The following is a 14,594-nucleotide window of genomic DNA, read 5'->3' on the forward strand; positions in this document are numbered from 1 at the left end:
ACGACGCGGCCTCGTCAGGGAGGTTGGAACCCCATGAACGCAAAGATGCGTCGCGTCGTCATCGGTACGGCTGCCGTCTCGATGGCCCTGTCCCTCGCCGCGTGCGGCAAGGCGGGCGGCGGCGACGGTGAAGGCGGCGGTGGAGACAACAAGACCATCGGGCTTCTCCTGCCCGAGAACAAGACCACGCGCTACGAGACCTTCGACCGTCCGTACATGGAGAAGAAGATCAAGGCGCTGTGCTCGGACTGCAAGGTCAAGTACAACAACGCCACGCAGGACACCGAGACCCAGAAGAAGCAGTTCGACGCCCTCATAACCCAGGGCGTCAAGGTCATCATCCTCGACGCGGTGGACGCGCAGGCCACCAAGTCCTGGGTCGACCGGGCGGCGAAGAAGGGCGTCAAGGTCGTCGCCTACGACCGCCTCGCCGAGGGCGACATCTCCGCCTACGTCTCCTACGACAACGAGAAGATCGGCGAGCTCCAGGGCCAGGGCCTCGTCGAGGCGATGGGCGACAAGGCCAAGGACGCCAACGTCGTCATGATCAACGGCTCGCCGACCGACCCGAACGCGGCCCTCTTCAAGAAGGGCGCGCACAGCGTCCTCGACAAGGAGGTCAAGGAGGTCGTCTACGAGCAGGACATCCCGGACTGGTCCCCGGACGAGGCCAACAAGAAGATGGGCGCCGCCATCACCAAGCTGGGCAAGGACGGCTTCGACGGCGTCTACTCGGCCAACGACGGCATGGCGGGCGGCATCGCCACCGCCATGAAGAAGTCCGGCGTCAAGGACGTCCCGCTGAGCGGCCAGGACGCCGAACTCGCCGGTCTCCAGCGCCTCGTGAGCGGCGACCAGAGCTTCACCATCTACAAGGCGATCAAGCCCGAGGCCGAGACGACCGCCGAGATCGCGGTCAAGCTCCTCAAGGGCGAGAAGATCGACTCCCTCACCCCGAAGAAGGTCGACAGCAAGAGCCAGGACGGTGTCCCGTCCCAGCTCTACAGCGCCAAGATCGTGACCAAGGACAACATCAAGGACACGATCATCAAGGACAAGGTGTACAAGGTCGGCCAGATCTGCACCAAGGAATTCGCCTCGGCCTGCAAGGACGCGGGCCTGCTGTAAGCGGTACGCCCTACTTGGCGAAGCCGTACGCGGCGAGCCGTGAGCGGTGAGCCCCGAGCGGGTGAGCCGTACGGCGCGTCGGCCGCGCCGGCCGCGTCGCGGAGTACGGGAGCAGGACCGCACCCGCGGTCCTGCTCTCCGCCGCGCGGGGGAGGCCGCCGTGGCGGGGGAGGCACGGCGCGGCGCACCCGCAGTCCTCATTTCTGAAAGAAAGATCGGAGCAGGCCAAGTGCCTAACGAACCCGTGCTGGCGCTGCGCGGAATCTCCAAGCGGTTCGGTGCCGTACAGGCGCTCACCGAGGTGGACCTGGAGGTCCGCACCGGTGAGGTCGTCGCCCTCGTCGGCGACAACGGCGCCGGGAAGTCCACGCTCGTCAAGACCATCGCAGGCGTCCACCCCATCGACGACGGGAACATCGAGTGGGAAGGGCGCTCCGTCGCCATCCACCGCCCGCACGACGCGCAGGAACTCGGCATCGCCACCGTCTACCAGGACCTGGCGCTGTGCGACAACCTCGACGTCGTCGCCAACCTCTTCCTCGGCAGCGAGGTGCGGCGCTCGGCCGTGCTGGACGAGATCGCCATGGAGAAGCGCGCCAAGGAGCTGCTGGACACCCTGTCCATCCGCATCCCCAGCGTCCGCATCCCCGTCGCCTCGCTCTCCGGCGGGCAGCGGCAGGTCGTCGCCATCGCCCGCGCGCTGATCGGCGACCCCAAGGTCGTCATCCTCGACGAGCCCACGGCGGCCCTCGGCGTCGAGCAGACCGCGCAGGTCCTCGACCTGGTCGAGCGGCTGCGCGAGCGCGGCCTCGCCGTCATCCTCATCAGCCACAACATGGCCGACGTCCAGGCCGTGGCCGACCGGGTCGCGGTGCTGCGCCTCGGCCGCAACAACGGTGTCTTCCCGGTCGCCAGCACCTCCCACGAGAAGATCGTCGCGGCGATCACCGGCGCCTCGGACAACGCGGTCACCCGCCGTCAGGCCCGCACCAGCGAGGGCTCCAAGGAGGGGTCGAAGTGAGCGACACCGTGAACACGGACAAGGGCGGCAGGGGCGCCTCCGCCGCCGGACCCGTCCCCGCCGACGCGAACGGCGCGGCGCCCGCGGCCGTCGACCCCCGGCTGCTCGTGCGCGAACAGGGCTTCGCGGGCTACTGGACCGACTTCAAGCGCCGCATGCGCGGCGGCGAGCTGGGCTCGCTGCCCGTCATCCTCGGCCTCATAGCCATCGCGGTCATCTTCCAGTCGCTGAACAGCAGCTTCCTCTCCGCGGGAAGCCTGAGCGACATCGGCGTCTACATCGCCGGTACGGGCATCATGGCGACGGGCATCGTCTTCGTCCTGCTGCTCGGCGAGATCGACCTGTCGGTCGGCTCCGTCGCGGGCGTCGGCGCCGCCGTGTGGGCCGTGCTCAGCGTCACGCACGGTGTCAACGACTGGCTCTCGGTGATCCTCGCCATCGGCGCGGGCCTCCTCATCGGCGCCCTCCATGGGTTCTTTTTCGCCAAGGTGGGCGTGCCCGCGTTCGTCGTCACACTGGCGGGCTTCCTGGGCTGGAGCGGGCTCCAGATCTGGCTGATGGGCGCCGAGGGAAGCATCAACACCCCCGGCGGCAGCATCGTCGAGGACCTCACCGGCTACTACTTCGAGGACATCGCCGCGGGCTACGGCCTCGCCCTCGTGGCCGTCCTCGCCTACGCGGGCGCGCTGCTCCTGGACGCGAAGCGGCGCCGCGCCGCGGAGCTGCCCTTCCGGCCCATGAGCGAGATCGCGCTGCGCACGGGTGTGGTCGCGGTGGTCGCGTTCGTCGCCGCTTACGTCCTCAACCAGTCGCGCGGCCTGCCGCTCGCCCTGGTGGTCTTCCTGGCCGTCCTGGTCATCGCGGACTTCGTGGTGCGGCGCACCACCTACGGGCGGCAGATCTTCGCCGTCGGCGGCAACGCGGAGGCCGCGCGGCGCGCGGGCATCAACGTCGAACGCGTCCGGATCAGCGTCTTCGCCATCGCGGGCATGCTCGCCGCCTTCGGCGGGCTGTTCATCGCCAGCCTCTCGGGCGGTGCGACGAAGAGTCTCGGCGCGGGGAACACGCTGATGAACGTCATCGCGGCAGCGGTCATCGGAGGCACCAGCCTCTTCGGCGGGCGCGGCAAGATCTGGTCGGCGCTGCTCGGCATTCTGGTGATCCAGTCCATTCAGCAGGGGCTGAATCTGCTCGGGATGGCGAGCGAGATCCAGTACATGATCACGGGTGCGGTGCTGTTGGCCGCCGTCGTGATCGACTCGCTCTCGCGGCGCACGCAGAAGACGGCGGGCCGCACGTAGGGGGCCTACGGCCCCGTTCCGCCGACAACCCCGCCAAGGGTGCCCCTTGTCACCTCTGAGGGGCACCCTTCCCTTCGCGGGGTGCTGCCTGGCCGTAGCCACCGGCCCGCACCCGAAAGCGGCGGCGAACCCCCACAAACCCGGCGCGGGACCCTACGGCACCCACTTCGCCGGTCAACCGTCCCGGGCAATCACCCCGACAAGGGGCGCCCCCCCCGGTTTCCTTCCGCGCCCCGCGAAGGGGACCCGTTTGCGTGACCGAGATCGCACAGGGCGATCTCCGTCGCCGCGTACGGAACATTAGACTCGTCGGAATCGGCACAAGGAACCGCACAAGCACAGCCCGAACGGCACAGATGGCACAGCTCGACATCTCGACATGTGCGACAGCAAGGAGGTACGGGTGGCGCTGCTGACCCGCATCACGGGACCGCGCGATCTCGACCGGCTCACTCCGGAGGAGCTGGAGCGGCTGGCTGGAGAGGTCCGGGCCTTCCTCGTCGACTCGGTCGCCAAGACCGGCGGACACCTGGGGCCCAACCTCGGCGTGGTCGAGCTGACCATCGCCCTGCACCGGGTCTTCCACTCCCCCCAGGACAAGGTGCTCTTCGACACGGGGCACCAGTCCTACGTGCACAAGCTGCTCACGGGCCGCCAGGACTTCTCCAGGCTGCGCGCGAAGGGCGGCCTCTCCGGCTACCCGTCGCGCGCCGAGTCCGAGCACGACATCATCGAGAACAGTCACGCCTCCACCGTCCTCGGCTGGGCGGACGGCCTCGCCAAGGCGAACGAGGTGCTCAAGAAGGACGACCACGTCGTGGCCGTCATCGGTGACGGCGCGCTCACCGGTGGCATGGCGTGGGAGGCCCTGAACAACATCGCCGCCGCCAAGGACCGCCCGCTCGTGATCGTCGTGAACGACAACGAGCGCTCGTACGAGCCGACGATCGGCGGCCTCGCGAACCACCTGGCGACGCTGCGCACCACCGACGGCTACGAGCGGTTCCTGGCCCGGGGCAAGGAGGTCCTCAACCGGACCCCCGTCGTCGGCAAGCCCCTCTACGAGACGCTGCACGGCGCCAAGAAGGGCCTGAAGGACTTCATCGCGCCGCAGGGCATGTTCGAGGACCTGGGCCTGAAGTACGTCGGCCCGATCGACGGCCACGACATCGCCGCCGTCGAGTCCGCGCTCCAGCGCGCCAAGCGCTTCGGCGGCCCCGTCCTGGTGCACTGCCTCACGGAGAAGGGCCGCGGCTATCAGCCCGCGCGGCAGGACGAGGCCGACCAGTTCCACGCGGTCGGCGTCATCCACCCGGACACGGGCCTGCCGGTGAAGTCCTCCGGCGCCGACTGGACCTCGGTCTTCGGCGAGGAGATGGTCAAGCTCGGCCGGGAGCGCGAGGACATCGTCGCCATCACGGCGGCCATGATGCGCCCCGTCGGCCTGCACGGCTTCGCCCAGGCGTACCCGGAGCGGGTCTACGACGTGGGCATCGCCGAGCAGCACGCCGCGGTCTCGGCCGCCGGGCTGGCCACAGGCGGCCTGCACCCGGTCTTCGCGGTGTACGCGACGTTCCTCAACCGCGCCTTCGACCAACTGCTGATGGACGTGGCGCTGCACCAGTGCGGCGTCACATTCGTGCTGGACAGGGCGGGGGTCACCGGCTCGGACGGCGCCTCGCACAACGGCATGTGGGACATGTCGATCCTCCAGTGCGTCCCCGGGCTGCGCCTGTCAGCGCCGCGCGACGCCGATCAGTTGCGCGCCCAGTTGCGCGAGGCGGTCGACGTGGACGATGCACCGACCGTCGTGCGCTATTCGAAGGGCGCTGTCGGCCCCGCCGTCCCCGCCGTGGCCCGTATCGGCGGCATGGACGTGCTGCGCGAGGCGGATGCCGCACGCCCGGACGTGCTGCTGGTGTCCGTGGGCGCGCTGGCGCCGATGTGCCTGGAGATCGCCGGCCTGCTGGACAAGCAGGGCATCTCCACGACGGTCGTGGACCCGCGCTGGGTCAAGCCCGTCGACGAGGCGCTGGCGCCGCTGGCCGACCAGCACCGGGTCGTCGTCACCGTCGAGGACAACAGCAGGGCGGGCGGCGTCGGCTCCGCCGTGGCGCAGGCGCTGCGCGACGCGGGCGTGGACGTGCCGCTGCGCGACTTCGGCATCCCGGAGCGCTTCCTCGACCACGCCTCGCGGGGCGAGGTCATGGCGGAGATCGGGCTCACCGCGCCGGACATCGCCCGTCAGGTGACGGGTCTGGTGGCCCGCATCGACGGCCGCTACGACACGGAGACCGCGGGCGCGGGGCGCGAGGCGGCCCGCGACTGACACCACCGCGCGCGACGCGAGGCCCGGCCCGTAGACCGGTGCCGCCGCGCCGCACGTGAGCCCCGTGCCGATGGGCCGTCCGGACCCCGTGAGGGTGAACCGGGCGGCCCATCGGTGTGCGCGGGGTATGCGTCTCATCGGGTGAAGTCGGCAGGTGACGGCGCGAAGGGCCCCGCCGGTGTGCCGATCCATTCCCCACGACCGTCCAGCGGCGCGGAGGAAGCAGATGAGCGGTGCACAGCGAAGGCCAGGGAGCGGGAGCGGCGGACGAGGCGGCTGGTTCCGGACGAAGTCGGTCGAGCAGTCGATCCAGGACACGGAGGAACCGGAGCACGCGCTGAAGAAGTCGCTCAGCGCGTTCGACCTCGTGGTCTACGGCGTCGGCGTCATCGTCGGCACCGGGATCTTCGTCGTCACGGGCACCGTCGCCAAGGACTACGCGGGTCCCGCGGTGGCGATCTCCTTCATCGTCGCCGCGCTGGTGTGCGGACTGGCCGCGCTCTGCTACGCGGAGTTCGCCTCGACGGTCCCGGTCGCCGGATCCGCGTACACCTTCTCGTACGCCTCGCTCGGCGAGCTGCCCGCCTGGATCATCGGCTGGGACCTCGTCCTGGAGCTGGCGCTGGGCGCCGCCACCGTGGCGGGCGGCTGGTCGCAGTACGTGGGCACGCTGCTCGACAACCTCGGCCTCACCGTCCCCGAGGCCCTCACCCATTCCGGTGACGGCTTCGGCTTCGACATCCTCGCCGCCGCGCTGGTGCTCGCGATCACCGCGGTGCTGGTGGTGGGTATGAAGCTCTCGGCGCGCATCACCTCGGCTGTCGTCGCCGTGAAGATCACGGTGGTGCTCCTCGTGATCATCGCGGGCGCCTTCTTCATCGTCGGCGACAACTACTCGCCGTTCATCCCGCCCGAGCAGCCCACCGAGGAGGGCACCTCGGGGCTGCTCACCCCGCTCTCCCAGCTCATCTTCGGCTTCACCCCCTCGCACTTCGGCGTGATGGGCATCTTCTCCGCAGCCGCCGTCGTCTTCTTCGCCTTCATCGGCTTCGACATCGTGGCCACGGCGGCCGAGGAGACGAAGAACCCGCAGCGCGATCTGCCGCGCGGCATCTTCGGCTCGCTCGCGGTGTGCACGCTGCTCTACGTCGCCGTCTCGCTGGTGGTGACGGGCATGCGCGAGTACTCGAAGCTGGAGAGCGACGCGCCCCTCGCCTCCGCCTTCAAGGCGGTCGGGCAGCCCTTCTTCTCCGGGCTGATCTCGTTCGGCGCGGCGGTCGGCCTCACGTCGGTCGTGATGATCCTGCTGCTCGGACAGACCCGGGTCTTCTTCGCGATGAGCCGCGACGGGCTGCTGCCCCGGTCGTTCTCGCGGGTGCACACCCGCTACGGCACGCCGTACCGTTCCACCGTCCTGCTCGGCGTCCTCGTCGCGCTGATCGCGGGCTTCTTCACGGTGACGGAGCTGACGGAGATGGTGAACATCGGCACCCTCTTCGCCTTCCTCGTCGTCGCGCTCGGCGTGATCCTGCTGCGTCGTACGCGTCCGGAACTGCCGCGCGCGTTCCGTACGCCGTTCGTGCCCGTGCTGCCGGTCGTGTCGGTGCTGGCCTCGCTGTGGCTGATGCTGAACCTCAGCGTCGAGACGTGGCTGCGGTTCGCGGTCTGGATGGCGCTGGGCATGGTCATCTACGCCGTGTACGGGCGCCACCACAGCAGGCTGCGCCTCATGGGCGACGTGGGTTCCGGCTCCGGCTCCGGTTCCGGTTCTGGCGGCGGGGGTGCGCGGTAGCGGAGGTTCCGCTCGGGGGACGGTGCCCACCGCGCCGACTGAGGCCCATCCTCCGCTTCCGCTCCCGTGGGCCCTCTTCCAGAGGGGACCGCGAGGCCGGATAAGTTGGGGCGCATGCCGTCCGCCGCCGAGCCCCCGCGCGCGCCGTCGTCCTCCGTGGACACGCGGCCGTCGACGGACAAGGCGACGCGCGGCAGTACCCGCGAGGGCCACGTACCCGAGCCGCGTCGCGACACCGGGGCCGCGCCCAGCACACCGGGGCCGCACCCACGGGACACACCGGACGCCGTCCCCGTCGCGGGCCCGTCACGCCGCCGCTACTGGGCGCTGCTGCTGCCCGCGCTCACGCTCCTCGCCCTCGTCACCCGCCTGCCCTCCTTCGCGCGCCCGCTCTGGAACCCCGACGAGGGCTTCCTCGCGACCCAGGCGCGGATGCTCGCCGACGGCGGCACGCTCTACGACACCGTCGTCGACCGCAAACCCCCGCTGCTGCCCTGGCTCTACCAGGGCGCGTTCGCGCTCGCAGGGGACGAGTCGCTGTGGCCGCTGAAGGCGGCTGCCGTGCTGGCCGTGGCCGTGGGCGCCGCGTTCACCGCCTCGCTGGCCGGGCGGCGCTGGGGGGACCGGGCGGGCTGGACGGCCGGTGTGCTGTACGTCCTGCTCACCATCGGGCTCAACCCCGAGGACACCCAGGCGGCGACCTTCGAGGTGTTCATGCTGCCGTGGACGGCCGCCGCCGTGTGGTGCGCGGACCGGCGGCGGTGGGCGTGGGCCGGGATCGGCATCGCCGGAGCGGTGCTCACAAAGCAGACCGGTGGTGCCGTGCTGCTGCCGGTGCTCGTGCTGCTGTGGCGGGCCCCCGCACCCCGGCTCCCCGGTCTGGCGCGGCTGGCGGCCGGAGCGGTGCTCCCGGTCGCGATCACCGCTCTCGCCTTCGGCCCCGGCCGCTTCCTCTACTGGATGGCGACGGGATCCGGCGCGTACGCCTCCGTCGAGGGCGCCGGACTGCGAGCCCTGGCCCGTGCACTGGCCAGCACCGGCGTGCTGGCGCTCGCCTGCGCGCCGTTCCTGGTGGCGCTCGTACACCTGTGGCTGCGGCGGCGGCGCCCTGAGTGGTCCGCCGACCTGTGGGCATGGCTGGTGGCCTCGGCAGCGGCCATCGTGGTCGGCTTCCAGTTCTTCGGCCACTACTACCTCCAGCTCGTCCCGCCCCTCGCCCTCCTCGGTGCCTCCGTCCTGCGCGAGCTGCGGCGCCCGCGCCACGCGGACCTCGCGCTCGCGCTCACCTCGGTCATCGCCGCCGGGCACCTCGTCTGGGGCTACGCGGCGCCGCGCACCGAACTCGACCACGCCCAGCGCGTCGCGGCCGAGGTCCGCGCCCGCACCCAGCCCTCGGACCGCGTCCTGCTGTGGGGCATGCACCCCGAGGGCTACTGGCTCGCCGACCGCGCCCCCGCCTCCCGCTACCTCACCGCCGGGTTCCTCACCAACTTCAGCGGCGGGCGCGGGGGCGTACGGGTAGGGGAGCGGTACGCGATGGAGGGCGCCTGGCCGCACTTCCGCCGCGAACTGCGCGACACCCCGCCCACCCTCGTCGTCGACGACTCACGGGGCGCCCCATACGGCGTGGCCTCCACACCCACGCTCCGGAACTACCTGAAGCGGCACTACGACCGTGTTGGGGAGGTGGACGGCGCGGTGCTTTATGTGAGGGGAAACGGGGGGTTCTGGTTGTCCGGGGGTGTTGCGCGGGACGGTTCACCGGTGTGGTGGACACCGTAGGGTCCCGCGCTGATTTTTGCGCCGCAGCACGCCTGGGCGGGGTCCCCTGCGCGGGGCGGTTCGCCGTCTCCGGGTGCGGCTGTGTGGCTTCGGTGCGGTGTGTGGTGGGGGCCGGTGCCGTGGTGGGGTGTCTCCTCGGGCGGCGACAAGTGCGGGTCTCGTTTACGGGTTTCCTCCGGCACTCGTCGCCACCACTTGCGGGGACACCCCACCACGTCCCCTCCCACCCGGTGGCCGACTATCCGCCGGTGACCCCTCCGCTTGTCCCCATGCTGTGTGCCCGCACCTGACGGTACGGGCCCGGCCACCCCTGTTGTGGGCAGGCGTTCCGCATGGGGAGGGGGGCACCTCTCAGTGGTTGCTGGGGGAGGGTGGGCACAACCCACCCACCGGCCCGCAGCACGCGAACGAGACCCCAGGGGGGGCAATCGGGTAGGCGCACCCCGTGAAGGGGGTGTTGCGCGGGACGGTTGGCCCGTGAAGTGGGGACCGTAGGTCCCGCGCCGGGGGGATGCCCCGACCCACCCGGAGTGGCAGTGGGCCACCGGCGGGACGGGGACGCGGTGGGGTGTCCCCGCAAGTGGTGGCGACGAGTGCCGGAGGAAACCCGTAAACGAGACCCGCACTTGTCGCCGCCCGAGGAGACACCCCGGCGCGGCACCGGACACCCCGCACCCACGCGCCCACAACCCCAACGGAAACCCGGAATCACGCGGCGCAAGCCGCAAAGCACCGCACCACACGCCGCGCCGAAGCCACCCACCCGCACCCGGAACACAACGCACCGCCCAGCGCAGCGCCCCGCACCCCGTGCAGCGGCACAAAAATCAGCGCGGGACCCTACAGTGCGCACCACACAGGCCAACCGTCCCGCGCAACACCCCCGACGAACCGGCAACCCCCGTTTCCTTCCGCATCCCGCGAAGGGAAAGGCTGGCGGACGCAGTCGTTCCGGGGCGATCATGCCTGGTATGCAAAGTGACCTCTTCAAGGACGAATACCTGGTCAAGGATCCGGTCGCGGCCGGGATGACGCTCCAGAACAACAAGTCCATCAAGTACGTGGTCAACGGCGAGTGCTACGCACGTCAGGGCGCCATGGTCGCGTTCCGCGGGAACCTCCAGTTCGAGAAGAAGGGCCAGGGCGTCGGCGGCTACATCAAGCGCAAGGTCACCGGCGAGGGCCTGCCGCTGATGGCGGTGCGCGGCCAGGGCGAGGCGTGGTTCGCGCACGAGGCGGCGAGCTGCTTCATCGTCGAGATGGCGCCGGGCGACGAGCTGAGCGTCAACGGCCGCCACGTCCTCGTCTTCGACGCGACGCTGTCCTACGACGTGAAGGTCGTCAAGGGAGCGGGCATGACCGGCGGCGGCCTGTTCAACAGCGTCTTCACGGGGCACGGCAAGCTCGGCCTGATCTGCGAGGGCGAGCCGATCGTGATCCCCGTGAGCCCGCAGGCGCCGGTCTACGTAGACACGGACGCGGTCCTGGGCTGGAGCGCCCGGCTGCACGCCTCGCTCCACAGGTCGCAGAGCTTCGGCTCCATGCTGCGCGGCGGTTCGGGCGAGGCGATGCAACTGGCCCTGGAGGGCGAGGGGTTCGTCATCGTCCGCCCGAGCGAGGCGCAGCCGCAGCAGCCCGGCACGCACTGAGCCGCGCCCGCGTCGGCGCACGCGGACGGGGACACACGAACGGTGCCCGTCCACCAGAGAGGTTGTGGACGGGCGCCGTTCGGGGCCCTGCGGCTCACCGGTTCAGCAGCTCACCGGTTCAGCAGCTCACCGGTTCAGCGCGCGCCGTTGGGCGCGCCCGTCACGCGGGAACGCTCGCGACGCCCGGCGCCAGGAACCGCTTTCCGGTCGCGCGCTCGCTGACGCCCTCGCGGTCCAGGTACGGCGTGATGCCGCCCAGGTGGAAGGGCCAGCCCGCGCCGGTGATCAGGCACAGGTCGATGTCCTGCGCCTCGGCGACGACGCCCTCGTCGAGCATGAGGCGGACCTCCTCGGCGATGGCGTTCAGCGCCCGCTCCCGCACCTGCTCCTCGGTGAGCGCGGTGTCCCCGGTCTCGAAGAGCGCGGCGACCTCCGGGTCCAGCTCCGGCTTGCCGGTGTCGTAGACGTAGAGGTTCCGCTTGCCGGCGGCGACCACGCGGCCCAGGTTCTCCGAGACGGCGAACCGGTCGGGGAACGCGGCGTGCAGCGTGCCCGAGACGTGGTGGGCCACGGCCGGGCCGACCAGCTCCAGCAGCACGATCGGCGACATCGGCAGCCCGAGCGGCGCCAGCGCGCGGTCCGCGACGTCGACGGGGGTGCCCTCGTCGATGGAGCGCAGCACCTCGCCCAGGAAGCGGGTCAGGACGCGGTTGACGACGAACGCCGGGGCGTCCTTGACGAGGACGGCCGTCTTCTTCAGCGACTTGGCCACCGAGAAGGCCGTGGCCAGCGACGCGTCGTCCGTCCGCTCACCCCGCACGATCTCCAGCAGCGGAAGGATCGCGACGGGGTTGAAGAAGTGGAAGCCGACGACCCGCTCGGGGTGCTTCAGCTTCGACGCCATCTCGGAGACGGACAGCGAGGAGGTGTTGGTGGCGAGGATGGCGTGCTCGGGCACGACCGCCTCGACCTCGGCGAACACCTGCTGCTTGACGCCCATCTCCTCGAAGACGGCCTCGATGACGAAGTCCGCGTCGGCGAAGGCGGTGGCCTTGTCCAGGGAGCCGGAGACCAGGCCCTTGAGGCGGTTCGCCTTGTCCTGGTTGACGCGGCCCTTCAGCAGCAGCTTGTCGATCTCCTCGTGGACATAGCCCACTCCCTTGTCGACGCGCTCCTGGTCGATGTCGGTCAGCACGACCGGCACCTCGAGGCGCCGCGCGAACAGCAGCGCGAGCTGCGAGGCCATCAGGCCCGCGCCCACGACGCCGACCTTGGTGACCGGGCGCGCGAGGGACTTGTCAGGGGCGCCCGCGGGGCGCTTGGCGCGCTTCTGCACCAGGTTGAACGCGTAGATCCCGCTGCGCAGTTCGCCGCCCATGATCAGGTCGGCCAGCGCCTTGTCCTCGGCCTCGAAGCCCGCGCGCAGGTCGCCGTTCTTGGCCTGGGCGATGATGTCGAGCGCGCGGTAGGCGGCCGGGGCAGCGCCGTGCACCTTGCTGTCCGCGATCTCCTTGCCGCGGGCCACGGCCTGGTCCCACGCCTCGTCGCGGTCGATCTCGGACCGTACGACCTCGATCTCGCCCTTCAGTACCGCGGCCGTCCAGCGCAGCGACTCCTCCAGGAAGTCGGCGCCCTCGAAGATGGCGTCGGCGATGCCCAGCTCGTAGACCTGCTTGCCCTTGAGCTGACGGTTCTGGTTGAGCGAGTTCTCGATGATGACCGAGACGGCGCGGTCGGCGCCGATCAGGTTCGGCAGCAGCGTGCAGCCGCCCCAGCCGGGCACCAGGCCGAGGAAGACCTCGGGCAGCGAGAACGCGGGGAGGGCCTGCGAGACGGTGCGGTAGTCGCAGTGCAGGCCGACCTCGACGCCGCCGCCCATGGCCGCGCCGTTGTAGTACGCGAACGTCGGGACGCCCAGCTTGCCCAGCCGCCGGAAGACGGCGTGTCCGCCCTTGCCGATGGCCAGCGCGTCCTCGTGGTTCGTCAGCACCTCGACGCCCTTGAGGTCGGCGCCCACGGCGAAGATGAACGGCTTGCCGGTGACACCGACACCGACGATCTCGCCCTCCTCGGCCTCCTTCTCCACCTGGTCGATGGCGAGGTCCAGCTTGGCGAGGGACTGGGCGCCGAAGGTGGTCGGCTTGGTGTGGTCCAGGCCGTTGTCCAGCGTGATGAGGGCGAACCTGCCCGCGCCCGACGGGAGGTCGAGGTGGCGTACGTGCGCCTCGGTGACGACCTCGTCGGGGAAGCGCTCGGCCGCGCCCTTCAGAAGCTCTGCGGTCTCGCTCACTTGCCTGCTCCCTCGAAGTGCGGGTTCTCCCAGATGACCGTTCCGCCCATGCCGAAGCCGACGCACATGGTCGTCAGGCCGTAGCGGACGTGCGGCTGCTCCTCGAACTGCCGCGCGAGCTGCGTCATCAGACGCACGCCGGACGAGGCCAGCGGGTGACCGTAGGCGATGGCACCGCCGTACTGGTTCACGCGCGGGTCGTCGTCGGCGATGCCGTAGTGGTCCAGCAGTGCCAGGACCTGTACGGCGAATGCCTCGTTGATCTCGAACAGGCCGATGTCGTCGATGCCCAGGCCTGCCTTGGCGAGGGCCTTCTCCGTCGACGGCACCGGGCCGATGCCCATGACCTCCGGCTCGACACCGGCGAACGCGTACGACACCAGGCGCATCTTGACCGGCAGGCCCAGCTCCTCGGCGACGTCCTCGGCCGCGATGAGCGAGGCCGTGGCGCCGTCGTTGAGGCCAGCGGCGTTGCCGGGCGTGACGCGGCCGTGGGCGCGGAACGGGGTCTTGAGCCCGGCCAGCATCTCCAGCGTGGTGCCGGGGCGCATCGGCTCGTCCTGGGTGGCCAGGCCCCAGCCGTTCTCGCCGCCCTCACCGGTGGTGCGCCGCACGGAGACGGGCACGAGGTCGGCCTGCACCTTGCCGTTGGCGTACGCCTTGGCGGCCTTCTCCTGGCTGCGCACCGCGTACTCGTCGGCCCGCTGCTTGGTCAGGTGCGGGAACCGGTCGTGCAGGTTCTCCGCCGTCATGCCCATGAACAGGGCCGACTGGTCGACGAGCTTCTCCGACACGAACCGGGGGTTCGGGTCGACGCCCTCGCCCATCGGGTGGCGGCCCATGTGCTCGACACCGCCCGCGACGACGACGTCGTACGCGCCGAACGCGATCGAACCGGCGGTCGTGGTCACCGCGGTCATCGCGCCCGCGCACATGCGGTCGATGGAGTACCCCGGCACGCTCTGCGGGAGCCCGGCGAGGATGCCGGCGGTGCGGCCCAGGGTCAGGCCCTGGTCGCCGATCTGGGTGGTCGCGGCGAGGGCCACCTCGTCGACGCGCTCCGGGGGCAGGTCCGGGTTGCGCCGGAGCAGCTCGCGGATGCACTTGACGACGAGGTCGTCCGCGCGGGTCTCGTGGTAAATGCCCTTGGGGCCCGCCTTGCCGAACGGGGTACGGACGCCGTCGACGAAGACGACGTCCCTAGCGGTACGAGGCACGTTGGCTCTCCTCCAGGTGCGGTACGTGTACGCCGGACGGCGCGTTTCCCACTCGCCATGCTACCCGTGGGTAACTGAGTGACAA

At 70.7% G+C, this 14,594-nt stretch carries 9 protein-coding genes; 7 read left to right on the top strand and 2 right to left on the bottom strand.

Annotated features, from left to right (window positions below):
• Positions 1-33: 33 nt before the first annotated feature.
• The 7 genes from ACWGJ2_RS04865 to ACWGJ2_RS04895 all read left to right on the top strand — a co-directional run bounded on the left by ACWGJ2_RS04865 (position 34) and on the right by ACWGJ2_RS04895 (position 11,002).
• Positions 34-1,128, top strand: coding sequence for an ABC transporter substrate-binding protein (locus tag ACWGJ2_RS04865; RefSeq protein ID WP_453344518.1), 1,095 nt, complete (start codon positions 34-36; stop codon positions 1,126-1,128).
• A 229-nt stretch (positions 1,129-1,357) separates the two neighbouring features.
• Positions 1,358-2,149, top strand: a complete 792-nt coding sequence (locus ACWGJ2_RS04870; RefSeq protein ID WP_453344519.1) for an ATP-binding cassette domain-containing protein — start codon at positions 1,358-1,360, stop codon at positions 2,147-2,149.
• Positions 2,146-3,450 carry a sugar ABC transporter permease gene (locus ACWGJ2_RS04875; RefSeq protein ID WP_453344520.1) on the top strand — a complete coding sequence of 435 codons (1,305 nt, stop codon included), beginning with the start codon at positions 2,146-2,148 and terminating at the stop codon, positions 3,448-3,450. Before ACWGJ2_RS04870 ends, ACWGJ2_RS04875 begins: the two co-directional genes overlap by 4 nt.
• Positions 3,451-3,853: 403 nt before the next feature.
• Positions 3,854-5,779, top strand: coding sequence for a 1-deoxy-D-xylulose-5-phosphate synthase (gene dxs / locus ACWGJ2_RS04880; protein ID WP_453344676.1), 1,926 nt, complete (start codon positions 3,854-3,856; stop codon positions 5,777-5,779).
• A 226-nt stretch (positions 5,780-6,005) separates the two neighbouring features.
• Positions 6,006-7,571: an amino acid permease gene (locus ACWGJ2_RS04885; RefSeq protein ID WP_453344521.1), complete on the top strand. Its 1,566-nt coding sequence runs from the start codon at positions 6,006-6,008 to the stop codon at positions 7,569-7,571.
• A 114-nt stretch (positions 7,572-7,685) separates the two neighbouring features.
• Positions 7,686-9,353: an ArnT family glycosyltransferase gene (locus ACWGJ2_RS04890; protein ID WP_453344522.1), complete on the top strand. Its 1,668-nt coding sequence runs from the start codon at positions 7,686-7,688 to the stop codon at positions 9,351-9,353.
• A 971-nt stretch (positions 9,354-10,324) separates the two neighbouring features.
• Positions 10,325-11,002, top strand: coding sequence for an AIM24 family protein (locus ACWGJ2_RS04895; protein ID WP_453344523.1), 678 nt, complete (start codon positions 10,325-10,327; stop codon positions 11,000-11,002).
• 160 nt (positions 11,003-11,162) lie between these two features.
• Here the strand turns inward: ACWGJ2_RS04895 and ACWGJ2_RS04900 are convergent, their stop codons facing one another.
• Complete coding sequence (locus ACWGJ2_RS04900) at positions 11,163-13,292, bottom strand: 3-hydroxyacyl-CoA dehydrogenase NAD-binding domain-containing protein (RefSeq protein WP_453344524.1); 2,130 nt, start codon at positions 13,290-13,292, stop codon at positions 11,163-11,165.
• Positions 13,289-14,509 carry a thiolase family protein gene (locus ACWGJ2_RS04905; RefSeq protein WP_453344525.1) on the bottom strand — a complete coding sequence of 407 codons (1,221 nt, stop codon included), beginning with the start codon at positions 14,507-14,509 and terminating at the stop codon, positions 13,289-13,291. Before ACWGJ2_RS04905 ends, ACWGJ2_RS04900 begins: the two co-directional genes overlap by 4 nt.
• Between the last annotated feature and the right edge of the window lie 85 nt (positions 14,510-14,594).

It is taken from the genome of Streptomyces sp. NPDC054796, assembly GCF_053611545.1.